The sequence below is a fragment of the Xanthomonas sp. 60 genome (assembly GCF_011761925.1).
Genome location: NZ_JAASQW010000002.1, coordinates 382,696 through 405,955, shown reverse-complemented (window position 1 = coordinate 405,955; position 23,260 = coordinate 382,696). Strand labels below are relative to the sequence as shown.

The 23,260-nt window shown below is 67.5% G+C and carries 14 protein-coding genes; 6 read left to right on the top strand and 8 right to left on the bottom strand.

All coding sequences use genetic code 11. The annotated features are described in order from the left end of the window. Positions 1–15: 15 nt before the first annotated feature. Entirely contained in the window at positions 16–663 is a 648-nt protein-coding gene (locus FHY09_RS05700) for an NAD(P)-binding oxidoreductase (RefSeq protein ID WP_166925032.1), read from the bottom strand. A 301-nt stretch (positions 664–964) separates the two neighbouring features. On the opposite strand from FHY09_RS05700, the gene FHY09_RS05695 reads away from it, so the two are divergent. Next, on the top strand, positions 965–2,131 hold the full coding sequence (locus FHY09_RS05695) for a metallophosphoesterase (RefSeq protein WP_166925030.1): 1,167 nt from the start codon (positions 965–967) through the stop codon (positions 2,129–2,131). On the opposite strand, the gene FHY09_RS16350 is transcribed toward FHY09_RS05695, so the two are convergent. Beyond that, on the bottom strand, positions 2,107–5,016 hold the full coding sequence (locus FHY09_RS16350) for an amino acid adenylation domain-containing protein (RefSeq protein WP_208407571.1): 2,910 nt from the start codon (positions 5,014–5,016) through the stop codon (positions 2,107–2,109). The two genes, FHY09_RS05695 and FHY09_RS16350, sit on opposite strands and share 25 nt — an antisense overlap. A gap of 356 nt (positions 5,017–5,372) precedes the next feature. Here FHY09_RS16350 and FHY09_RS05680 point away from each other — a divergent pair, with 356 nt between their 5' ends. Next, the gene (locus FHY09_RS05680) at positions 5,373–6,623 is read left to right on the top strand and encodes an MFS transporter (RefSeq protein WP_166925028.1); all 1,251 of its coding nucleotides are present in this window, start codon (positions 5,373–5,375) and stop codon (positions 6,621–6,623) included. 18 nt (positions 6,624–6,641) lie between these two features. On the opposite strand, the gene FHY09_RS05675 is transcribed toward FHY09_RS05680, so the two are convergent. The 4 genes from FHY09_RS05675 to FHY09_RS05660 form a co-directional block, all read right to left on the bottom strand. After that, positions 6,642–7,589, bottom strand: a complete 948-nt coding sequence (locus tag FHY09_RS05675) for a nucleoside hydrolase (RefSeq protein WP_166925526.1) — start codon at positions 7,587–7,589, stop codon at positions 6,642–6,644. A gap of 100 nt (positions 7,590–7,689) precedes the next feature. Next, on the bottom strand, positions 7,690–9,852 hold the full coding sequence (locus FHY09_RS05670) for a TonB-dependent siderophore receptor (protein WP_166925025.1): 2,163 nt from the start codon (positions 9,850–9,852) through the stop codon (positions 7,690–7,692). A gap of 264 nt (positions 9,853–10,116) precedes the next feature. Beyond that, entirely contained in the window at positions 10,117–11,820 is a 1,704-nt protein-coding gene (gene mqo / locus FHY09_RS05665; RefSeq protein WP_166925023.1) for a malate dehydrogenase (quinone), read from the bottom strand. A gap of 214 nt (positions 11,821–12,034) precedes the next feature. Further along, on the bottom strand, positions 12,035–12,940 hold the full coding sequence (locus FHY09_RS05660; protein WP_166925021.1) for a LysR family transcriptional regulator ArgP: 906 nt from the start codon (positions 12,938–12,940) through the stop codon (positions 12,035–12,037). A 132-nt stretch (positions 12,941–13,072) separates the two neighbouring features. Between FHY09_RS05660 and FHY09_RS05655 the strand changes: the two genes are divergently transcribed. Continuing rightward, entirely contained in the window at positions 13,073–13,708 is a 636-nt protein-coding gene (locus FHY09_RS05655; RefSeq protein ID WP_166925019.1) for a LysE family transporter, read from the top strand. Positions 13,709–13,847: 139 nt separating this feature from the next. Next, positions 13,848–15,839: an alpha/beta hydrolase family protein gene (locus tag FHY09_RS05650; protein WP_166925017.1), complete on the top strand. Its 1,992-nt coding sequence runs from the start codon at positions 13,848–13,850 to the stop codon at positions 15,837–15,839. A 60-nt stretch (positions 15,840–15,899) separates the two neighbouring features. Here FHY09_RS05650 and FHY09_RS05645 read toward each other — a convergent pair whose 3' ends face one another. Together FHY09_RS05645 and FHY09_RS05640 are read right to left on the bottom strand one after the other, a co-directional pair. Further along, positions 15,900–17,648: an oligopeptide:H+ symporter gene (locus tag FHY09_RS05645; RefSeq protein WP_166925015.1), complete on the bottom strand. Its 1,749-nt coding sequence runs from the start codon at positions 17,646–17,648 to the stop codon at positions 15,900–15,902. Between the two features lie 65 nt (positions 17,649–17,713). Beyond that, the gene (locus FHY09_RS05640) at positions 17,714–18,865 is read right to left on the bottom strand and encodes a heparan-alpha-glucosaminide N-acetyltransferase domain-containing protein (RefSeq protein WP_166925013.1); all 1,152 of its coding nucleotides are present in this window, start codon (positions 18,863–18,865) and stop codon (positions 17,714–17,716) included. A gap of 137 nt (positions 18,866–19,002) precedes the next feature. On the opposite strand from FHY09_RS05640, the gene FHY09_RS05635 reads away from it, so the two are divergent. Together FHY09_RS05635 and FHY09_RS05630 are read left to right on the top strand one after the other, a co-directional pair. Beyond that, a complete protein-coding gene (locus tag FHY09_RS05635) occupies positions 19,003–20,970 on the top strand; it encodes an OPT family oligopeptide transporter (RefSeq protein WP_166925011.1) in 1,968 nt (655 codons plus the stop codon). A 144-nt stretch (positions 20,971–21,114) separates the two neighbouring features. Further along, positions 21,115–23,193, top strand: coding sequence for an alpha/beta hydrolase family protein (locus FHY09_RS05630; protein ID WP_166925009.1), 2,079 nt, complete (start codon positions 21,115–21,117; stop codon positions 23,191–23,193). Positions 23,194–23,260 lie beyond the last annotated feature (67 nt).

Sequence of the window (23,260 nt, the reverse complement as noted above, 5' to 3'; positions counted from 1 at the left end):
CAAGGGAGGGTCCGCTCAGCCGCCCAGCGCTTCGGCGATCGGGGTGTCGCCGGCCGTCGCTTCGATGATCACCCGGCTGATGGCCGGCCGTTCGATCAGCGCCAGCAGCGTGGCGGCGACATCGTCGCGCGCGATCTCGCCATAGGCGATGGCGGGACCGGCGTTGATCCGCCCCGTGCCCGGTGCGTCGGTCAGCGTGCCCGGCCGCAGGATCACCCAGTCCAGGTCGGACTGGGCGAGGTGGACTTCGGCGGCCTTCTTGACCGCCATGTAGACCTCGAACGTATCTGAAACCACCGTGCCACGGCCGGCTTCGGGAAACGCGGATACCAGCAGCAGCCGGCGTACACCGGCCAGCCGTGCGGCGGCTACCGCCTTCTCCAGCCCCGCACCGTCGACGGCACGGGTGGCCTCCACGCCGCCCTTGCCGCCGGCACCGGCAGTGAAGACCAGAACCTCGCTGCCATCGAGCTGCTCGGCCAGCGCATGCGCATCCATCGCCACCAGGTCGCCGGCGACGGGAACTGCACCCAGCTGCTGCAGCATCGCAGCCTGCGCGGTGCTGCGATGGAGCGCACGCACGCGATGGCCGCGGCTGGCGAGCTGGGCGGCCAGTGCCCGGCCGACCTTGCCGGCGCCACCGATGATGAAGACAGTGCTCATGAGGGGGCATTTCCAACCGGGACAGACGGGCAAGGGTGGCGCACCGCGTGTCGGCGCAATGTCGCGATGAACCTGCACGGCGAGACGGGTCAGGCGTGTCCGGCGGTCGTGGGCACACCCAGCCCCCGCCGCACCGCTCCACGCGGTGATTTCCCGTACCGGGGTGGACAAAGCGGGGACGGCGCGAATGTCCGGCGCCCCCACGGGCCACCGATCGCCGCTGGCTGCGGCTCGGCGGCGGCGTGCACGCGAACCTAGTACCCTCGCATTCCCTACGTTGGCCTGATCCGGGAAGTTGCCTGTGCTGAGCGTCGTTGCGTCTGTTCTCGCGTTGTACATCGTGCTTCGGCTGGTCTGGCCGCTGCGCCTGCCAGTGGCGGTGCGCCTGCTGCTTGGCCTGTTGGTATTCGCCATGGCCCTGCACCATCGCATCGTGGCGCAGTTCGCGGGCACGATGGCTTCGCCGGAGATTCCGGAAATGGCCATCGCCGTGCTGGCCACCGGCTTTACCGCCCTGCTGCTGGGTGCCCTGTTCCTGCTGCTGCTGGACGCGGCGCTGCTGCTTGCGCGCCTGCTGCGCTCGGCGCGGGCAGTCCGCGCATTGCGTGTGCGCTGGCTGCGGCCGGCAAGTGCAGGCATCGCCCTGGTGCTGGCGGTGTTCGGGGTCAGCCAGGGCATGGCCGTGCCCAAGGTACGCACGCTTGATGTGGTGGTGGACGGACTTCCCGCCGCGTTCGAGGGCTACCGCGTGGTGCAGCTCACCGATACCCATGTCAGCCGCCTGCTCACCGGCGACTGGCTGGCCCGTGTCGTTGCGCGGACCAATGCGCTGCAGCCGGACCTGGTGGTCATCACCGGCGACCTGATCGACGGTGACGTCAGCGCACGGGCGGACGCTGCACGGCATTTCGCGGACCTGCGCGCAGCGGACGGCGTTATCGCCATCACCGGCAACCATGAGTATTACGCGCAGTACGCGCAGTGGATGCGGGCCTTCCGGCAGCTGGGCATGACGGTGCTGGAAAACAGCCACACCCGGGTGCGCCGCGGCGATGCGGCGCTGACCATCGCGGGCGTGACCGATCCGGTGGCCTCGCGCTATGGACTGCCGCTGCCTGACCTGGACGCCGCGTTGGTGGGCGCTGATCCAGCGGCGCCGGTCATCCTGCTCGATCATCGGCCTGGCCAGGCGCGCCGCAATGCCGCCCGCGGCGTGGCGCTGCAGCTCTCCGGACATACTCACGGGGGCCACATCATCGGCATGGACCAGCTGGTGAAGCGCGCCAACGGCGGTTATGTGTCCGGCCGGTACGCGGTGGACGGGATGACGCTCTACGTCAGCAATGGCGCCGGGTTGTGGCCAGGCTTCGCGGCACGCATCGGTGTACCTTCGGAGATCACCCAGGTGACGCTGCGCGCCCGGGCGGGCACGCAGGGCCCGGCTCAGGAATCCCAGATCGCGCCATAGGCAGGCAGGCCACGCGCCTCGCAGCCTTCAACGACGAGCTGGGTGAGGCGCTGGTTGGAGATGCAGATCACCGCCTCCGCACGGGACTGGCGCGCAAGGCGCCACGCCAGCGCGAGCAGGTCCGGCTTGCCGTCCACGGCCGTATCCCAGATGAGGGCGTCGGGCACGGCCTGCAGGATCTCCTCGACCACGCCGTCGCCATAGGTCTGGCGCGGACTGCGGGCCGACCAGACCAGGCGCGCGGGAACACGCCCCGCCAGCAGGTGGGGCAGCACCGGGCCGATGCCGCTGCCGGTGGCGACGTAGACCACTGAGCGGAACAGCGTCTCGACGTTGGCGACCCCTGCGGTGGTGAATCCGCGGATCCAGACGTGAGCAGGTGGCGAATCGATGAGCTCGCCGGTCCAGTCGCCTGCCCGCGAGACGATCAACCGGAACGGGTGCTTGCCGGGCGAAGGGATGCACGCGAACCCGTGCCATTGCCCGAGCGGTGAGCGCGCGATGGCGTTGGAGGATCCTGGGAACGGCGTGCGACGCCGCGCCAGGTGCAGGATGACGGCATGGGTGGACAGCCGTTCGGCCCGTACCGGTACGCGCCGCAGGCCGAGCCATGGCAACAGCACGCTCGCCGTCGCCAGCAGCAGCAACCAGGCCGCCGGCGCGTGCAGCAACGCATCCAGGCCCTGCGGCGCAGGCAGCAGGGCCACGACCAGCCACGCGCTGGCGACCAGGCTGCTCCAGCCCGCAAAGCGGTGCACGTGCTCAAACAGGTTGTGCATCTTGCGTCGGACGGGGGGCAGGGCGGTCAGCGCCATGCCCGTCCAGAGAAGCAGCAGCGCGGTGGCGCTGGCCAGTGCTGCCGTGGGTGTGCCGGGCGTGCGCAGCATCAGCACCACGGTCAGCAGCAACCACGCCAGCGCAGCGGTGGCAGAGCCGGTGTGCAGGCCGCCGAAGTGGTAGACCTTCGCCAGTTCACGACGCACCGCGAGCGGCCATCGCAGGGGCGCGCGCGTGGCCAGGCGGAACAGACCATTGATGACCAGGCTCTGCCGCATGAGCACCGCCACCACGATGTTCAGCACCACCAGTCCGGGCGGTGAGAGCAGTTTCATGCTGGTGCCCGACCACGCCAGCGGATCGCCCGCGATCAGCAGCGCCGCACACACATTCAGCACGCAGACCAGCGCGAACAGGCGGTTGTAGTGACTGAACAGGCGCAGATGCAGCCAGCGTCGGCGCAGCGGCAGGGGCGCCGGGAGGGGGTCCTCGGCGCCTTCCGGGTCGTTGGAGGACGACGTATCCGCCACAACCGCCGTGGCCGCCATCCGTTGCAATGGGGCCCGGTCGATCTTGCCGCGTGGCGTCAGGGGCAGCCGCGGCAGCGGCGTCACGCGCTGCGGCACGCTGTAGTAGGGCAGCAGTTTCTGCAGGTGGCGGGTGGCACGCTCGACGTTCACCGAATCCGGGCTGACGAAGGCCGCAAGCTGGTTGTCAGGGGTCTTCAGCGTCACTGCCTGGTCCACATCGGGCAGGCGTTCAAGCAGTCGCGAGATTGCTTCCAATTCCACGCGGAAGCCCTGGATCTTGACCTGGTCATCCACGCGACCAAGATGCTCGAGATTGCCGTCGGCGTTCCAGCGTGCCAGGTCACGCGTGCGGAACATCAGCCAGCCGTCGCCAAGGAAAGGATCGGGACGATAGCGCTGCTGCGTCAGTCCGGGATCATCCAGATAGCCACGCGTGATACCGCGGCCACCGGCCCACAGTTCTCCGGGCACGCCCACGTCACAGGGTTGCAGGTCGTCATCGAGGACGTAGACGGTGTTGTTGGGCGTGGGGCGGCCGATCGGGACGAGACCGCTGCGACTGCCGCTGGCGAACGGATGCAGGGTGTTGACGATGGTGGTCTCGGTGGGGCCGCAGCCGTTGTAGAAGCGGCACCGCGCGCTCCACCGCTGGGCCAGTGCTTCCGGACAGGTTTCACCGGCCACCGCAACGACCTGCACCCGCGTGCAACGGTCAGGATCGATACGGGCCAGCATCGCCGGGGTGGCGATGAGCACCTCCACCTGCTCGGCGCAGGCCTGCAGATCGCTGCCGCGGATCACCAGAGTGGCCCCGTTGCACAGCGCGCCGAGGATCTCCCAGGCGGCCATGTCGAAGGCGATGTTCATCATCTGCCCGGTCCGCAGGCCCGGGCGCATGCCGAGGTTGCCGGGTGCGGTGAGCAGCAGGTTGCAGAGATTGTCATGGCTCACCTGCACGGCGTTGGGCGTGCCCGTCGTGCCCGAGGTGAAAAGGATCATGCAAAGCCCGGCTGGATGGGCCGGACGCAGGCGCTGCGGACGCGTGCTGGCGGCCTCTCCACGATCGGTCATCACATCTTCGATCACGAACTGCGGGACGTCGGGCGCGAGTCCCTCGATCCGCGCCGTTCCGCGCATGCAAAGGACGACGCGGCACTGCGCATGGCCGACAATCCGTGCGAGCGTGGCCGGTGGCGTGATGCGGATGTCCTGCGGAACGTAGGCAGCCCCGACCTTCAGCACCGCCAGGATGCCCACCAGCATCGGCAGCGAGCGCACGACGAACACTCCCACCGCATCTCCCGGACGAACGCCTGCCTCGGTCAGTGCCTGGGCCAGTGCTTCGGCATGGCGGTCGAGTTCGGCGTAAGTCATCTGCTGATCGCCGTGTCTGGCAGCGACGACCTCTGGATGCACGCGCACCTGATGCTCGAACGCCTCAGTGACGCTGGCGAAGGCTGGCGTGGCTTCCGGGCCATGACTCAGCTGGCTGATGCCAGGATGGGGATGTTCCAGCAGCTGTCGGGTGGGCCAGCCTGCGGTAGCCAGCGCATGTACGTTCAAGGAATTCTGCGTCATGGAACAGCGTCCGTATCGAGCAAGGGAGGCTGGAGTCTAGGAGCGCGAATCAACGCGGCTGAGTGACAAAGTGCGCAGTTTTTCAGACCAAAACTAAGGGTTTTCTATCAATGGAATGAAATGGATAGATACGCTGAAAGTTCGAGCGCGTTGCTGGCCCTTCACGCAGCGGAGCGGCGCATCTACCGATATCGCCAGGGGGTGATCAGGAAGGGATTGCCGGGAGTTAAGATGACACCGCAATGCGGCATAGACGGAAGGCAACGCTTTCAACGGCGTGTTCTGTGACAGGGTCGTTAATTCCGACGCGGCTCTGCTGCGAAGGCTGATATCCCATTAGGGAAATGGAGTCTTACATGGCGTCGATGCGGCAACGCTCGATCTGGATCGCAGGACTCTCCACCGCCGTGGAGTGGTATGACTTCACGTTGTATCTCTACTTCGCCACAGTCCTTTCGCGCGTGTTCTTCGGCGGCGGTGAGCAGGCACTGCTCACAACGCTGGCCGGCTTCGCGGTCTCCTATCTGATGCGACCGCTGGGAGCGCTGTGCTTTGGTCACCTTGGCGACCGCCTCGGACGCCGCTGGATGCTGCTCGCGTCGATGGCGCTCATGGCTGCGGCGATGCTCGCCACCGCGCTGCTGCCCACCCATGCGCAGATCGGTGCCAGTGCGGGGGTGATGCTGCTGGTCCTGCGCTGCGTGATGGCCTTCTCCGTAGGCGGGGAATACACCGGCGTGGTGGCCTACCTGCTTGAAAGTGCGCCGCCACAGCGTCGTGGCCTGGTGACTTCGCTGGCCTCGGCCGCGAGCGAAGTGGGCGCGCTGCTGGCGGTGGCGCTGTCCGCGTTGACGGTGGCGCTGTTGCCGCAGGCCGATCTGGACGGCTGGGGTTGGCGCATCCCGTTCTTCGTCGGCGCGGCGCTGGCCCTGCTCATCCTGCTTGCCCGCTCGGGCATGCATGAATCGCCCGAGTTCGAACGGCAGAAACGGGAGGGAAGTGTGCCGGCTTCACCGATCCGGCAGATCCTGCGCACCCACCCGGGGGCGGTGGCCAGGACATTCGCGATCTCCGCGCTGGGCTCGATCACCTACTACGTGGGGATCACCTACGTGCCGGCGTTCCTGCATGCCAGCGGCCGCAGCGAAGGGCAGGCCCTGTGGCTGTCCACGGTGGCGGCCGTAGCCGTGATCGGCGCCACGCCGGTGTTCGGGCTGCTCTCGGACCGCTGGGGGCGGCGTCCAGTGCTGCTGGGATTGACGGCGCTCTCGGCGCTGCTTCCCCTTTCGCTGTTCGCACTGATGGCCGATAGCACCGAAGCAGGGGTGATCGTGGCGGCGGTGGTGCTGGCCTGCGTGGCCGGTGGCATCAGCGCGGTGGCGGCCTCGGCCACGGCCGAGCAGTTCCCCGGCGAAGGGCGCCTGAGCGGGCTCGCGCTGGGCGTGACCATGGCCACGGCGGTATTCGGCGGGGCCACGCCGTGGCTGGCCCAGTGGTGGGTGGAACGCAGCGGGTGGTCCGCCGCACCGGGGGCGATGATCGCGATCGTGGCGGTGCTGGTGCTGCCGGTGCTGTGGCGCCTGCCGGAAACCCGCCCGACGCCGTAGCGCCGGGCGGCGCGACCCTCACAGCGCCAGGGTCTTCTCGATGTCCGCCAGCACCGCTGCGGCATCCACGCCGATGGCGATGGACTGCATCGCCTGGCCGTCCCACACGCTCGGGCCGAACGCCATGCCGGCCGGCTTGGGAATGGTCATGCCGCGCGCCACGCCATCGGTGGCCACGCGCACGCTGGCGTGCTCGTACTCGAACAGCTCCGGGCGGGTCAGGGCGATGCACGCGCAGCAGTCGTGCACCACCATGCCCTTGTGACCGGCCTGCAGGTAGAAATCCACGTAGTCCTGCGAGAGCGCGCGGACCAGGTCGGCATCGGCGCCACCGACGTGGGCGAGCGCATCCAGTCCGTGGCGATCCATCTCCACCTGCGTGGTGACATCCAGGCCGATGGCGATCAGCGGCCAGCTGGCGGTGAATACGATGTCCGCCGCTTCGGCATCGCCCCAGATGTTGGCTTCCGCCGCCGGGGTGATGTTGCCGTTGACATGGAAGGCACCGCCCATGATCACCACGCTCCGCACCAGCGAAGCGATCTCCGGCGCGTGGTGCAGGGCCAGGGCGAGGTTGGTCATGCGGCCCACGGCGACCAGGGTGATCTGCCCGGGCTGCGCGCGCACCATGTCGATGATCAGCTGATGGGCCGGGCGCGGGTCCGCGCTGACGTCCAGCTGCGCAGGCACCGGGTGGTTGCCGAGGCCGTTGTCGCCGTGGATGTGCACCGGCCAGGCTTCGGGCTGCGCCTCCGGCTGCAGCGGGCCGGCAGCGCCTCGGGCCACCGGCGCATCGAAGCCCCACGCCTGCTTCAGGAACAGCGCATTGTGGGTGGTGGACGCCACAGCGGCGTTGCCGAACACGGTGGTAACGGCCAGCAGGTTCACTTGCGGGTGCTTGTGCAGGTACAGCAGGGCCAGGGCGTCGTCGACGCCCGGGTCCGTATCGAAAATCACGTTGTGCATCATGGTGTCGTTCTTCTTCGTGCGTGCAGCGCGCATTGTGTCATGCGGCTGCCGGTGGAGCGTGGAGGATCCGCCCCTCCACGCGCCACCCGGCCTGTGCTCAGTACCGCCAGCGCAGGCTGAAGGCGACGAAGCGCGGCTCGCCGTAATTGTTGTAGTCCAGGTTGGCCCAGTAGGTCTTGTCCAGCGCGTTGCGCACGCTGAGCGTGGCCGTCCAGCTGTCACTGATGCGGTAGTTGGCGTTGAACTGCACCAGCGCGTACGCCGGCTGGTTCACGGTGACCGTGCCGCCGGTCGGGTAGGGCACGTTGAATGCCTGCACCTTGCTCTGCCACTGCACGCCGCCGCCCAGGGTCAGCCGCTCCCACGCACCGCGCAGCCGCACGCTGGTGTTGAGCTGCAGGAAATCCTCCGGCAGGTTCGCATACAGCAGATCGGTGGCGGCGCGGGTGACCTTGACGTGGGTGAAACCGGCATTGATCGTCCAGCCCGGCAGGATTTCGCCATTGAGGTCCATTTCCCAGCCGCGGGCCTTGGTGCCGTTGATGCCGATGTAGGCCGAGCTGCCATCGCTCAGCGAGCCGTCGGGTACGCTGGCATCGCGCACGGCATAGTTGTCCTGCCGGGCTTCGAACACCGCCGCGTTGGCGGTGAAGCGGCCATTGAGCCACTGCGACTTGAGACCCGCCTCCAGGTTGGAGCCTTCCACCGGCGCCAGCAGGTTTTCGTTCCTGTCCTTGTAGTTCTGCGGGTTGAAGATCTCGGTGTAGCTGGCATAGCCGGCGACGTTCGGCGTGATGTCATATACCAGGCCCACGTAGGGCGTGACTTCGTCATCGACCTTGTAGGCGCCGCTGGTGGCGGTGTACCGGTTGGCCGCGTTATAGGCACGGGTCCGGGTTTCCCACGAGCTCAGGCGCGCGCCGGCGATCAGCGAAAGCGGTTCGGCCAGGCGCAGGCGCGTGGAGGCATACACGCCGCGCTGGGTGGTGCGTGCATCGCGGTGCGCGCCGGTGCGGCTGACGACCAGTTCCGGGGCATCGCCGTTCCAGGTGTGGATGTTGGGAATGTCGTAGCGCCAGCCGCCGGTCGGGGTCATGGTCCAGGCGGTGGACTGCAGGTCGGAGAAGCTGCCGCCCAGCACCACGTCATGCTCGCGGCCGAACAGCCCGAAGGTGCCTGACAGGAACACGTCCACGCCCTTGCGGGTGTCGTCGGTCTCGCCGGCCGCACCGAGCAGGTACACGCCGGCACCGGTGGCCGGATCCGGGTAGCCGCTGCCATACACGCGCACGTTCTGCACGTTGCCGCGCGTGTAGGCGGTATTGACCTTCAGCAGCCAGTTCTCACCGAAGCGCTGCTCCAGGTTGGCGAAGGCGGTGCTGGTCTGGCGCTGCCACTTCGCCCAGTCCGGAGCCAGGTTGGTGCTGCGCGGCAGGTGCGCGAAGCTGCCATCGCTGTTGAAGAACGGCACCGTGCCCCAGGTCGTTGCGGTGGGGTTGTTGTCCTGTGTCTGGAAGCCGAGGGTGACCGTGGTGGACTCGGTCAGGTCGCCTTCCAGCACCGCCATGCCGGACATCTTGTCCTCGCTGTAGCGATCGTAATAGAAGTCCTTGTCCTGCCAGGCGGCGACCACACGGCTGCGGAAGCGCCCGTCGGCGGTCAGCGGCGCCGTGACGTCGGCCTGCATCCGGCGGAAATCCCAGGTGCCGGCGCTGACGGCGAAGGACGCGTCGAACTCCCTGCCCGGACGCTTGCGCAGCAGGTTGACCGTGGCCGAAGGCACGCCGGCGCCGCTGAGCAGGCCATTGGCGCCGCGGATCACTTCGACGCGGTCGTAGAAGGCGGTGTCGTATTCCTGGTTGGTCGCGCCGCTGTAGGTGGGCAGGCCGTCAACCTGGAAATCGGTGATGGCAAAGCCACGGGCGTAGTACAGCGGGCGCTGGGTGTCATAGAACGAGACATTGACGCCGGTGACGTTGCGCATCACATCGTTGATGCTGAAAAGCGATTCGTCCTGCAGGCGCTCCAGTCCGATCACGCTGGTGGACTGCGGCGTTTCCTGCAGGGTGATCGGCAGGCGGGTGGTGCTCGAAGGCACTGCGCGGCTGCCGTGCACACTGACCTGGTCCAGGGTCTTGGCCGTGGCCGATGCACTGGCATCGGCCAGCAGGCTGGCCTCAGCGAACACGGGAGAGGCCGCCAGGGCGGCAACCAAGGCCACGGCCAGCGGAGCAGGGCGGAACGAAGAGAAGGCAGTCATGTGGGGTCGCTGATAAGGTCGGGAAAGGCGGACAGGGCGTGGCCGGCTTGGGCGCCAGACACGTTTTTTTTCAGGGCTGGCCGGCAACAAGGGTCTGCAGGCGGGCAGGCCCGCCGGAGGACCGGGGGCAACGGGCGCAAATGTAAATGATTATCGAAAAGTTTACAATTCGCAGTGGCATATGCGACAGCGCAGGCGGCAGAAACGACAACGGCCACCCGAAGGTGGCCGTTGCAGAGACTGCCTGGCAGGGTGGCAGGCGGCTTACAGGGCCTGCAGTTCCTTGTTCTCGTGGCGCGTGTCCGGAGACGGCGGCGGCACGGTCTGGTCCGGTGCCGGCACCGCCGCCGGGGTGCCGGCGCCGACATCGGCGGGCACCTCCAGGTAGGGCAGCTTCAGCGACTGGCTGGTCAGCGAACGGATTTCGTTGGTCAGCGCCGCGCTTTCGTTGAGCTTGCGCCCGTACGAGGGCACGATCTGTTTCAGGCGCTGCTCCCAGCCGGCCTTCATCTCGTCCGGGAACGCCTTGGCCATCAGGTCGAGCATGATCGGCGGCGACGTGGAGGCACCCGGCGAGGCCCCAAGCAGTGCTGCCAGCGTGTGATCCTTGTCGGTGACGATTTCCGTACCGAACTGCAGTACCGGACCCTTCAGTGGATCACGCTTGATGATCTGCACGCGCTGGCCGGCGGTGACCAGCTTCCAGTCTTCCTGCTTCGCATTGGGGAAATACTTGACCAGCTCGGCCTGGCGGTCGGCATCGTCCAGCCGGGCCTGGCCCACCAGGTACTGCACCAGATCCAGGTTGTCCTTGCCGACGTTGAGCATCGGTCCGACGTTGTTGTGGTTGACCGAAGCGTACAGGTCGAACCACGAGCCCTGCTTGAGGAACTTGGTGCTGTACAGCGCGAAGGGCCCGAACAGCACCACCGGCTTGCCATCCAGCTTGCGGGCATCCAGGTGGGGCACGGACATCGGCGGGGAGCCGGTCTCGGCCATGCCGTAAGCCTTCACGCCGTGGCGCGACGCCACGTCCTGGCCCTGGAAGGCGAGGAACTGGCCCCCCACCGGGAAGCCGGCGTAATCACGTGACTCGGGAATGCCGGAGAGCTGCAGCAGCTTCAGCGCGGCGCCACCGGCCCCGATGAAGACGAAGCGGCTGCGCGTGGTGCTTTCCTTGCCGGAGCTGAGGTCCTTGAACGTCACATTCCAGGTCTTGTCCTCGTTCTGGCGCAACGCCGTCACTTCATGGCCCAGGTGCAGGCCGAAGTTCGGTGCGCGCTTGAGACCTTCGGTCAGCTGCCGGGTGATCACGCCGAAGTTCACGTCCGTGCCCAGGGGCATCCAGGTCGCGGCCACCTTCTGCGCCGGATCGCGACCCTCCATCATCAACGGCGCCCACTGTTTGATCTGGGCCGGGTCCTCGCTGTACTGCATGCCGTAGAACAGCGGATTGCGCACCAGTGCCTGCTGGCGCTTGCGCAGGAAATCAATGTTCTCCTTGCCCCAGACGAAGCTCATGTGCGGCGTTGGATTGATGAAATCGCTCGGCGTGCTCAGGCGGCCTTCGCGGACCTGGTGCGACCAGAACTGGCGCGAGATCTCGAACTGCTCGGCGATGCCGACAGCGCGCTTCGTCTCGATGCTGCCGTCGGGCAGTTCCGGGGTGTAGTTGAGTTCGGCGAATGCCGAATGGCCGGTGCCGGCATTGTTCCAGCCGTCCGAGCTTTCCTCGGCCACGCCGTCAAGGCGCTCGTAGACCTGGATGTTCCAGTCCGGCTGCAGTTCCTGCAGGTAGGTCGCCAGGGTGATGCTCATGATGCCGGCGCCGACGAGCACGACATCGACCGGTTTATCGTTGCTGGCCGCCGGCACCGAGCGCTGGTGCAGCGGCCAGTACAGGAACAGTACGGACACCAGCAACAGCAGCACGAGCAGGGCGAGGAGAGCCTTGCCAAACTTTTTCATGGGAGAAATGGATCCGTCTTGGGGGAGGGAATCAAGAATGCGTGCGGGCCCCCGACGGGCTGTTAAAAGCCGTCAGATCAATGCTCGACACGTACGCTATTGACGGATTTTACCCGCTTCCGGTCCTGATTTGGTGCGACGCAGCATCCTGCCCACCGTCGTGCAGGTCAGGTTGCTGACCCGTGCAAGGGTGCCCACAGGGGCGCGCGAGCCTTCATCGCCGTGTCCGGATCAAGGCTCTGGACGCCTCAAGCACGGCCTCGGTCAGCAGCGCCATGGTCTGCACGTCCCCTTTCCAGTGCTGCCAGTACAGCGGCACGTCCTCCCACGCGCGCTGCCGCACGTGGACCAGCCGGCCAGCGTCCAGGTGCCGCTTCACCAGCGGCAGCGGGTTCATCGTCCAGCCGACGCCGCCGAGGTTGGCCTGCACGAACGCGCGGGTGGAGGGAATCCACCAGGTCGGCGCGGCCGAGGGCCGGTCATCGCCGGACAGGCGCCGGGAGAAACGCGCCTGCATGTCGTCCTTGCGGTTGAACACCAGCACCGGGGCCACGGCCAGCGCCTGCGCGGTGACGCCCTTGCCGAAATAGCGCTCGCGGAAGGCTGGCGTACACGTCGCCGCGTAGCGGATGCTGCCCAGCGCATGGATCTGGCAGCCCTGCACCGGTTCGTCCAGCGTGGTCACCGCCCCCAGCACGATGCCCTGGCGCAGCAGGTCGGCGGTGTGGTCCTGGTCCTCCACGCGCAGGTCCAGCGTGGTGCCGGTGCGCTGGGCGAACAGCTGGGCGGCCTGTGGGAACCACGTTTCCAGGCTGTCATGGTTGACCGCCACGGGAATGCTGGCCTGCGGCAGGTCCTCGTCGGCCAACCCCATGCGGTGCAGCGCATCGTGCTCCAGCAGCGCGGTCTGCTCGGCGAGCTGGACCAGCAGCTGGCCCTCGGCCGTTGCGCTGGCGGGCGTGCCACGCTTCACCAGCAGGCGCCCGATGCGGTCTTCCAGCGCTTTCACCCGCTGCGAGATCGCCGAAGGCGTGACGTTCAGCGCCTGCGCGGCGCGATCGAAGCTGCCCTCGCGGATGACGGCCGCCAGCGCCCGGAGCTGGGCATGGTCGATGCGCATGATTAAGTTCCTCTAATGTGACCTTAGTAAGTTTAGCTGTGCTTTTGAATGGTGCAACGCGACAATACTCCCCGTTCCGGTGCTGTCCGCCTTCGCGAGGCACCGTCCCCATCAGTTACCAGGGTCATCGTCATGTTCTCCATCATTTCCGCCAGCGCCGGCCTCGGCGCCTGGTTCAGTGGCGCTGCCACGGGCGTCGGCCTGTTCGCCGTGGTCGGTGCGCAGAGCGCCTTCATCCTGCGCCAGGGCATCCTGCGCAAGCACATCGTGCCGGTCGTGGCGACCTGTGCGGCCATCGATGCGATCTTCATCTTCGCCAGCGTGGCCGGCCTGCGCACGCTGACCAGCGCGCTGCCGTGGCTGACCACCGCGGTGCTGTGGACCGGCGTGGCCTTCCTGGCGTGGTACGCGCTGAAGTCCGCGCGCCGTGCCGTGGCCGGTGGCGGTGGCATGGGCGAAGCCGACAGTGACGATGGCAGCCGCCGCGCGGTGCTGCTGGCGGCCGTCGGCTTCTCCCTCATCAACCCGCATTTCTGGCTCGACATGATGGTGATCGGCTCGATCGCGGAAAACTTCGGCAATGCCCGCATGGCGTTCGCCGCCGGCGTGGTGACGGCAAGCTGCCTGTGGTTGACCGCGCAGGGCCTGGGTGCGCGCCTGCTCGCACCGCTGTTCAACAAGCCAGGCACGTGGCGCGTGCTCGATGGCACGATCGCGGTGATCCTGAGCGTGCTTGCATTGGCGCTCGCGTTCCGCGGCGTGCACTGATTCCACTCTCTCCAAGGTGTGGTGTGCAGGGGCGGTACCGGCGACGGTGCCGCCCTTTTTCGTGTCCAGCTGTTTTGCATCGTTCACCTGCCGCTTAGACTTGTGCAAGGCGGACAGGGTGTCTGCATGGGAGAGAAGGATGCGAAAGACGATTCTGGCGGCGCTGTTGGCCGCCTGCGTGATGCCGTACGGCGCTGTGGCGGGGGACGTGGACCTGGATGCGTACCTCAAGCGTGACAGTTTCACCGACCTGCGGCTGTCACCGGGCGGGGACTACTACGCGGCGACCATTCCCCTGGAGAAATCCACCGCGGTGGCGATCCTCCGCGTCGCCGACGGGCAGATCGTGGGCCGGTTCGTTCCCCCGGAGAACAACCACGCCGCGCGCTTCGACTGGGTCAGCAATGACCGCGTGCTGATCGAGCTGGGGCAGAAGCTCGGCTCGCTCGATCAGCCGCAACCGACCGGTGAGCTGTACTCGCTGCGGGCCAACACCAGCAGTGGCGAGCTGCTGGTCGGTTACCGGGTGACGGGCGGCCACACGGGCACGCGCATTTCGGGCAAGAAAGCCGAGGCGGTCGCCGCCTTCCTCAGTGACGACCTGCCCGGCGACGACAAGCACGTGCTGATCGCGGTGTCGTCCTTCAACGGCGATCCGTACACCCGCCTGGAGCGCATGGACGTCACCAGCGGCCGCCGCATCCCGGTCACCCGTTCACCGGTACAGCGGGCGCGCTTCACCACCGACGCCGCAGGCAACGCGCGCTTCGCGCTGGGCGCCGGTTCGGACAACATCAACAAGCTCTACTACCGCGACCGCAACAACGAGAACTGGAAACTGGTCAACGATGAGGCGGTGACCCACCGCATCGAGCGCGCGATCGGATTCTCCGAAGACGGTGCGCTGGCCTACCTGATCGCCGAGCAGCCGCAGGGGCCGGACGCGATCGTCAGCTGGGATCCGGTCAGTGGCGAGCGCCGTACGTTGCTGCGCGACCCCGTGGTGGACCCGGCGCGGGTGATCCATCGGCCTGGTACCGCCATCCCGGTGGGCGCGCTGTTCCTGGGCGACACGCCGCGCACGCGGTTCTTCGACGAAAGCTCGGCCGATGCGCGGCTCTACCGCAGCCTGGAGGCGGCGTTCGACGGCAACGCGGTGTTCGTGGCCTCCAGCACCCGCGAGGGCGACAAGCTGCTGGTGGAGACATTCTCGGCGCGCAATCCGGGCGATTTCTTCATCTACGACCAGACCGCCAAGGCTGCCCGGCACGTGGTGAGCCGCAGCAGCTGGATCGATCCGGCCAAGGCCGCGCTGGTGCGACCCATTACCGTGAAAGCGCGCGATGGCCTGGCATTGCACGGCTACCTGACGACCCCGCACGGGCAGGAGGCGAAAAAGCTGCCAATGGTCGTGCTGCCGCACGGCGGACCGTTTTCGGTGTTCGACGATGGAACCTATGATCGCGAATCGCAGCTGCTGGCCGCGGCCGGCTATGCCGTGCTGCAGCTGAACTACCGCGGCTCTGGCAACTATGGCCGGGCCCATACCCAGGCCGGCTCGCAGCAGTGGGGCCAGGCGATGCAGGACGATCTGACCGATGCCACCCGCTGGGCGATCCGCGACGGCATCGCCGATGCGTCACGCGTGTGCATCTACGGGGCCAGCTATGGCGGCTACGCCGCGTTGATGGGGGCGGCCAAAGAGCCTGATCTGTACCGCTGCGCGGCCGGCTATGTCGGGGTGTACGACCTGCCGATGATGCACAGCCGCGGCGACATCCAGCAGCACATGTCCGGCGAAACCTACCTGCGCGAGTGGCTCGGCCCAGTGGACAAGGTACGCGCCGTGTCCCCGGTGAACCTGGCCGCCCAGATCAGGGTGCCGGTATTCCTCGCCGCGGGCGGCGAAGACCAGCGCGCGCCGGTGCAGCACACCGAACGCATGGAAGCGGCGCTGAAGCGGGCAGGCGTGCCGGTGGAGAGCCTGTATTACCCCCGCGAAGGGCATGGCTTCTACGTCGATGCCCACCGCCGCGCGTACTACGGCAAGCTGCTGGCGTTTCTTTCGCAGAACCTGGGTGGCGACACGGCGCAGGCGCCTGCGGCCGCAGGGGAAGGGAAAGCGCCCTGACAGCGCGCGAGAAGGGGAGGGCCCCGCCACGGGGTGAAGGCCCGTCCCCGCATCCCGGGATCATCTGACGCCGTGCATCATCCGTTTCAGCAGCGGGGCACTGACGAAGGCCAGCAGCGCGCAGCCCAGCCCGATCCCCGTCATCAGCCAGAACAGGTCGGCGTAGCGGGTCGACATGGCCGCCAGGTCCAGCGCCTGGCCTTCCACGCTGTCCACTGCGGCGAGCTTGCCGAACTGGGCGGCCAGGGTTTCGGAGAAGGCGGTGGCCAGGAACCAGGTGCCCATCATCAGGCTCACCACGCGCGGCACGGCCAGCTGGCTCACGGCGGACAGGCCGACAGGCGACAGGCACATCTCGCCGCTCGCCAGCAGGAAATACGCCAGCACCAGCCACCACACGCTGGCCATCTGCCCGGTGGCACCGACCTGCTGGGCGGCCAGCGCCAGCGGCACGAAGGCCAGCGCGCCCAGGACCAGGCCGAAGGCCGATTTCACTGCCTTGCCGGGTTCGGCGCGGCGGCGGTCGAGCCAGGCCCAGAGCATTGCGAACAACGGCGCCAGCAGGACCAGGAACAGGCCGCCCAGGTAAGTCAGCGAGCCGGCCGTCTGCGGAATCACCAGGCAGTCGCGGACCAGCAGCACCACGATGAGCGCACTGACGGCGATGAACACCTGGCGTGGCAACGCCGAGCCGGGAGCGCGTTCGGACAGGCGCGCGCTGGCCACGAACGCCAGCGGTGCCAGCGCCAGCGACAGGATCGACCAGGGCAGCGGGGTACCTCCGGTGATCACCAGCGAGGGCACGATGTCCTTGGTCAGCAGCCGATCGGTGAAGGTGACCCATGAGCCGTAGGTCTGCTCGTACAGGGTGAAGAACACCAGCGCCATCACGATCAGGGCCATCAGCGCGATCATCTGCCGGCGCTGCACGGGCGTGCAGCGGGTGCCGGTGAACCATGCGAACCAGACCAGGACGCCGCCCAGCACCACCAGCATCAGCAGCAGCGCCAGGCTGATTTCCCCGCCGAGGGCGAACGCCCCGTTGGCGGCGGCCCACATCAGCGCGGCCAGCGGTACCACCGCCAGCACTGCGGCCAGATAGATCAGCCACTCACGCGGTACGCCGGCGATGCGCTGCCGCAGGGCAAGACGATCGCGCGGTTCGGCATGGCCGTGCAGGTACTTCTGCCCCCACAGGAACATCCCCAGGCCGGCCAGCATGCCGATGCCGGCCGCGCCGAAGCCGTACCGCCAGCCATAGGCCTCGCCGAGAAAGCCGCAGATCAGCGAAGCGAACAGCGCGCCGAGGTTGATGCCGGCGTAGAACAGCGAGAAGCCGGAATCGCGGCGTGGATCGTCCTCGGCGTAGAGCCTGCCGACGATGGTGGAAATGTTCGGTTTCAGGAACCCCACGCCCATGATGATCAGCGCCAGGGACAGATAGGTGACCATCAATGCGCCGGTATCGCGCACCACGCCCCCGTCCTGCCGGTAGGCCGCGTGGCCCTCGAAGACCATGCCCAGATGGCCGAGCACCAGCAGCAGGCCGCCGAACACCACCGCGCGCCGCATGCCCAGCCAACGGTCGGCGAGCAGGCCGCCGAACACCGGAATGCAGTACACCAGTCCCCCGTAGGCGCCGAGCAGGTCCAGGCCGGCGCGGTCGTCGAACAGGTGGTACTTGGTGAGGTAGAGCAGCAGCAGCGCCTTCATTCCATAGAAGGAAAAGCGCTCCCACATCTCGGTGAAGAAGCAGACGTAGACACCCTTGGGATGACCCAGGAAATCGTCGGAAGCAGTGGCGGTCATCGGCGGGCAGCAAGCGGGAAGCCGCCAGTATCACGGTCATGCCCGCGCCTGGGTAGTACCGGCGGTTACAGGTAGCGCAGCCAGGCGATGTCGCGTCGGCGCGCCTTCAAGGCGGCGAACGCGCGTGTCGGCCGGTACAGCAGCAGCGCCAGCAGCGCACTGATCAGCAGCAGGGCCGCCACCGATTCCACCGCGTACAGATCGCCCACCGTAGGGCCCCATGCGGCCAGTGCGGCAAGGTACATCAGCTTCAGCACGTACAGATGCAGCAGGTAGAAGAACATCGGCGCCGCACCGATCTGTGCCAGGGGCTGCAACGCGCGCGACAGCGCCGGCACCTCATACAGCCGCAGCAGCAGCAGGCCCACGCCCAGCGTTGCCAGCAGGAACAGCAGCGACGGCGGATACTTGGTGAGGTTGAGCATGCTCATCAGCGTCTGCACCGGGGTGTCCTCCACGCTCCACGGCGCATCGCCGTAACCGTTGAGCACGCGCAGGAGCACGAAGGCGCTCAGCGCGCCCAGGCCGGCGCCGAGCAGCCAGCGCCGGCGCTGCGCCGGCTCGCGGTCGCGCGCGAACCACGGTCCCATCAGGTAACCGAGCACGATCACGCCGATCCACGGCAGCAGCGGATACGAGGTCCGCGCGCGCAGCCCGTCACCGAGGATGATCCAGTCCCGCTGGTGCAGTATTTTCCACAGCACCGCCAGCACGCCGTTGCCCTCCACATGAACGCCGTCAAGCAGGTTGTGCCCGGCCACCAGCAGCACCGCCAGCGGCAGCAGGACCGCCCGCGGCAGCCAGACCAGTGCGGCCAGCGCGACCATGCTCAGGCCGATGGCCCAGATCACCTGCAGGTAGATCGTGTCGGGGGGGAACTGGAACGTCCACGCGAAACCCACCAGGGTGAGCTCAAGCACTACCAGGAACAGGCCACGCGTGAGCAGGAAACCGGCGATCGCCCGCCGTGGGTCGGCATGGCGCTGTCCGTACAGCCAGGCGGACAGGCCCGTCAGCAGCACGAACACCGGTGCACACAGGTGGGCGAGCAGGCGGCAGGCGAACAGCGCCGGCGAGACGTCGGCCACGTCCATCGGGTCGGACACCTGATGCGTCATGTAGAACGTTTCGCGCACATGGTCGAGCAGCATCAGCAGCATCACGGTGCCACGCAGCTGGTCGATGGAGGCCAGGCGGGGAGAAGCGGGTGGGGACATGCGGACGCAGCGGCTCGATGGATCAGAAAGGATATAACATATCACTTTGACAGGATCCGGTCATCGGTCGCCGGAACTGGACTTGCCTGACCCCGGACGCTAGCGTTGCAGGGATTTTTTCCGTTCCAGGGGCTCCAATGAACAACCACGCTGCACCCAGGCAGCTCACCTTCCGCGCGGTGGTGCTTGCCATCGTGCTGGCCGTGGTGCTGTCGGCTGCCAACGCCTACCTTGGCCTGTTCGCAGGCCTGACCATCGCCACCGCCATTCCCGCCGCGGTCATTTCCATGGGGGTGCTGCGCCTGCTGGGCGGTGGCTCCATCCTGGAAAACAACATCGTGCAGACCGGCGCCTCGGCCGGCTCGTCGATCGCCGCCGGTGTGATCTTCACCATCCCGGCGCTGGTCATCATGGGGTACTGGCCGGACTTCAAGTACTGGTGGGTGCTTGGCATCGCCGGACTGGGCGGCCTGTTGGGCGTGCTGTTCTCGGTGCCGCTGCGGCGTTCGATGATCGTCGAAGATCCGCTGCCGTTCCCCGAAGGCAAGGCCGCTGCCGAAGTGCTCAAGGCCGGCGAGAATCCGGGCCCGGGGCTGAAGATCCTCGCTGTCTCGGCGGTGATCGGCGCGGTGGTCAAGGTGGCCGCCGCCAGCGGCATGCGCTTGATTCCCGATGCATGGGCCACCTCGGCCTACCTGGGCAGCTCGCGCATCACCGCCTTCATCGGCACCAACCTGTCGCCGGCGTTGCTGGGCGTGGGCTACATCGTCGGCCTCAACGTCGGCATCGTGGTGGTCTCCGGTTCGATCCTGACCTGGCATATCGCCATCCCGCTGTACCAGGCATTCTTCCTGCAGACCGATCCGGCCCTGGCCGCCTCGATCGCCACCGCCTCCTCGGCCGATGCCGCCTTCGCCATCTGGGGCGCGAAAATGCGCTACCTCGGCGTGGGCGCCATGCTGATCGGCGGCATCTGGACGCTGTTCTCGCTGCGCAACTCGCTGCTCAACGGGGTCAGGAGCGGCTTCGCCGCCGCACGCAAGAGCACGGGACCGGCCGTGGCCGAAACCGAGCGCGACCTGCCGATGAAGTGGATGCTGGTCGCCCTGGTGGTGTTCACGCTGCCGCTGCTGGCGCTGTACCAGGCGATCGTCGGCCAGTGGCACGTGTCCATTCCGATGACGATCATCATGATCGTCGCCGGCTTCCTGTTCGTTTCGGTCTCGGCTTACCTGGCCGGCCTGATCGGTTCGTCCAACAACCCGGTTTCGGGCATCACCATCTCCACCATCCTGTTCGCCTCCGGCGTGCTGGTGCTGCTGCTGGGCAAGGACGGGCTGCAGCCGGTCGGTGCCTTCGGCGCGCCGCTCGGGGCGGTGGCCGCGATCATGATCGGCGCGGTGGTTTGCTGCGCCGCGGCCGTGGGCGGAGACAACCTGCAGGATCTTAAGGCCGGCTACATCGTCGGCGCCACGCCCTGGAAGCAGCAGCTGATGCTGGGCATCGGCGCGTTCTCCTGCGCGCTGATCATGGCACCGGTGCTGAACCTGCTTGCCACCGCCTACGGCATCGGGGCACCCACGCCGGAGCACCCCAACGCGCTGGCGGCACCCCAGGCCAACCTGATGGCCTCTGTCGCACGCGGCCTGTTCGGCGGCGAACTTCCGTGGAATTTCATCCTGATGGGGGCCGGCGTGGGTGCGGTGATCATCGCCCTCGACGAATGGCTGAAGAAGACCGGCAAGCGCTTCCGCGTGCCGGTGCTGGCCGCGGCGATCGGCATCTACCTGCCGCTTGAACTGATGGTGCCGATCTTCCTCGGTGGCCTCATCGCGCATCTGGTGGAGCGTTTCCACAAGGTGCGTGCCGAGGACGAAGAAGGCCGCGACCGGGTGCACAAGCCGGGCGTGCTGTTCGCCGCCGGCCTGATCACCGGCGAAGCCCTGATGGGCATCGCGATCGCGATCCCGATCGTGGTCAGTGGGCGTGCCGACGTGCTGGCGGTGCCGTTCGCGCTGCCCGGCGCGCAGTGGATCGGCCTGGCCGTCCTGTTCCTGGTGGGGCTGCTGATCTACCGCACCGGCAGGAAGGCCAGCGCAGGCTGACCGCTGCGGGCGCCGCAGGGCATCGCCTGGCGGTGCCCGCGGCGCCGGCACCCGCCCGTGTGGCGTGCGCCCATGACCGATGGGCTAGGCAGCGGCGCCTGCAGGCGCCTACCATCGACGTTTTGCCGTCCTGCGGAGAACCCGATGAAACTGCGCCATGCCCTGTTGCCGCTGAGCCTGCTCGCGGCGCTGCCCACCGTGGCCGCCGCCCGCGGCCTCGATGTCCGCGACATGATCGCCATGGACCGGGTGTCGGCACCGGTGCTCACCGCCGATGGCGGCACCGTGGTGTTCGCTAAGCGCAGCGTCGACAGCGCGCAGAAGGCCAGCTCCGCACTGTTCATGCGCAACCTGCGGACCCGCGATGCGGCACCGCCCAGGCAGCTCACCCCGGCCGGCTGGAACGTCAATTCGGCCTCGCTGTCCGCTGATGGCCGCACCGTTTATTTCCTCAGCGCGAAGAATGGCAGCCAGCAGCTGTACGCACAGCCGCTGGACGGTGCCGCGCCGCGCCAGCTGACCGATTTCCCGGTGGACGTGGACAGCTACCACGTGTCCCCGCAGGACGACCGCGTGCTGTTCAGCGCCGGCGTCTACCAGGACTGCGGCTCGGACCTGGCCTGCACCGAAAAGAAGCTCGCCACCGCCAAGGACGCCAAGGCGAGCGGGCAGGTCTTCGATTCGATGTTCGTGCGCCATTGGGACACCTGGAACGATGGCCGCCGCAATACGCTGTTCGTGGCACCGCTGCCGACGGGCAAGGCGGGCGCGGTCAAGGGCGCCTCCGCGCTGAGCGCGACCCTGGCCGGTGATGCGCCGTCCAAGCCGTTCGGCGGCAACGATGATTTCGCCTGGTCGCCCGATGGCCAGAGCGTGGTGGCCAGCATCCGTGTGGCCGGCCGCGGCGAGCCGTGGTCGACCAACTTCGATCTGTACCGGTTCGACGCCAGCGGCAGGCAGGCGCCGGTGAACCTGACCGCCGCCAATCCCGCGTGGGATGCCGGCCCGGTCTTCAGTGCCGACGGCAAGACGCTGTTCTACCGTGCGATGAAGCGCCCGGGGTTCGAAGCGGACCGCTTCGGCCTGATGGCGATGGACCTGGGCAGCGGCGCGACGCGCGAGATCGCCGCCGACTGGGACCGCTCGGCCGGTGGCATCGTGCTCTCCGCCGACGGCGCCACGATCTACACCACGGCCGATGACATGGGCGAGCACCCGCTGTTCGCCGTGGACGTGGCCAGCGGCAAGGTGCGCAGGCTGGTGGGCGAGGGCAGCGTGACCGGCGTGGACGTGGCCGGCAGCAGCGTGGCGATCACCCGCAACAGCCTGAAGAGCAACGACCAGGTGCTGGTCGGCATGCTGCCTGCGGCGGGCGAGGCGCTGGGCGAACTGCGCGCGCTCACCCCGGCGGCGGGTGAGGTGCTCAAGGACGTGAGCTTCGGCGAGTACGAGCAGTTCGAGTTCAAGGGCTGGAACAACGAAACCGTGCACGGTTATGTCGTCAAGCCGCACAACTATGAGCAGGGCAAGTCGTACCCGGTCGCGTTCCTGATCCATGGCGGACCGCAAGGCAGCTTCGGCAATGGCTGGAGCTACCGCTGGAATCCGCAGACCTATGCCGGCCAGGGCTACGCGGTGGTGATGATCGACTTCCACGGCTCCACCGGCTATGGCCAGGCCTTCACCGATGCGATCAGCCAGCACTGGGGCGACCGCCCGCTGGAAGACCTGCAGAAGGGCTGGAGCGCGGCGCTGAAGAAGTACGATTTCCTCAACGGTGACAAGGCCTGCGCGCTGGGTGCCAGCTACGGCGGGTTCATGGTCAACTGGATCGCCGGCAACTGGAACGGCCCGTTCAAGTGCCTGGTCAACCACGATGGTGTGTTCGACCAGCGCATGATGGGGTATGCCACCGAGGAGCTGTGGTTCACCGAATGGGAGCAGGGCGGCACGCCCTACGAAAAGGCAGAGAACTACGAGAAGTTCAATCCGGTCAACCACGTGGCGCAGTGGAAGAAGCCGATCCTGATCATCCACGGGCAGCTGGATTACCGCATCCCGGTGGAGCAGGGGCTGGCCGCGTTCACGGCGGCGCAGCGCCAGGGCATCGAATCGAAGTTCCTGTACTTCCCGGACGAAAACCACTGGGTGCTCAAGCCGGCCAACAGCGTGCAGTGGCACGATACGGTCAACGGCTGGTTGAAGCAGCACATCGGCCAGTAAGCCGGACCAGAGCGCCGCCCCCCGGGGCGGCGCTTTTTCGTGCCATCTCTTCCGCAACCGGAACCCC

Bases quoted from the DNA above. Each gene is read 5' to 3' on its own strand.
- FHY09_RS05700 (WP_166925032.1), bottom strand. From the start codon at position 663: ATGAGCACTGTCTTCATCATCGGTGGCGCCGGCAAGGTCGGCCGGGCA.
- FHY09_RS16350 (WP_208407571.1), bottom strand. From the start codon at position 5,016: ATGACGCAGAATTCCTTGAACGTACATGCGCTGGCTACCGCAGGCTGG.
- FHY09_RS05680 (WP_166925028.1), top strand. From the start codon at position 5,373: ATGGCGTCGATGCGGCAACGCTCGATCTGGATCGCAGGACTCTCCACC.
- FHY09_RS05675 (WP_166925526.1), bottom strand. From the start codon at position 7,589: ATGCACAACGTGATTTTCGATACGGACCCGGGCGTCGACGACGCCCTG.
- FHY09_RS05670 (WP_166925025.1), bottom strand. From the start codon at position 9,852: ATGACTGCCTTCTCTTCGTTCCGCCCTGCTCCGCTGGCCGTGGCCTTG.
- mqo (WP_166925023.1), bottom strand. From the start codon at position 11,820: ATGAAAAAGTTTGGCAAGGCTCTCCTCGCCCTGCTCGTGCTGCTGTTG.
- FHY09_RS05660 (WP_166925021.1), bottom strand. From the start codon at position 12,940: ATGCGCATCGACCATGCCCAGCTCCGGGCGCTGGCGGCCGTCATCCGC.
- FHY09_RS05655 (WP_166925019.1), top strand. From the start codon at position 13,073: ATGTTCTCCATCATTTCCGCCAGCGCCGGCCTCGGCGCCTGGTTCAGT.
- FHY09_RS05650 (WP_166925017.1), top strand. From the start codon at position 13,848: ATGCGAAAGACGATTCTGGCGGCGCTGTTGGCCGCCTGCGTGATGCCG.
- FHY09_RS05645 (WP_166925015.1), bottom strand. From the start codon at position 17,648: ATGACCGCCACTGCTTCCGACGATTTCCTGGGTCATCCCAAGGGTGTC.
- FHY09_RS05640 (WP_166925013.1), bottom strand. From the start codon at position 18,865: ATGTCCCCACCCGCTTCTCCCCGCCTGGCCTCCATCGACCAGCTGCGT.
- FHY09_RS05635 (WP_166925011.1), top strand. From the start codon at position 19,003: ATGAACAACCACGCTGCACCCAGGCAGCTCACCTTCCGCGCGGTGGTG.
- FHY09_RS05630 (WP_166925009.1), top strand. From the start codon at position 21,115: ATGAAACTGCGCCATGCCCTGTTGCCGCTGAGCCTGCTCGCGGCGCTG.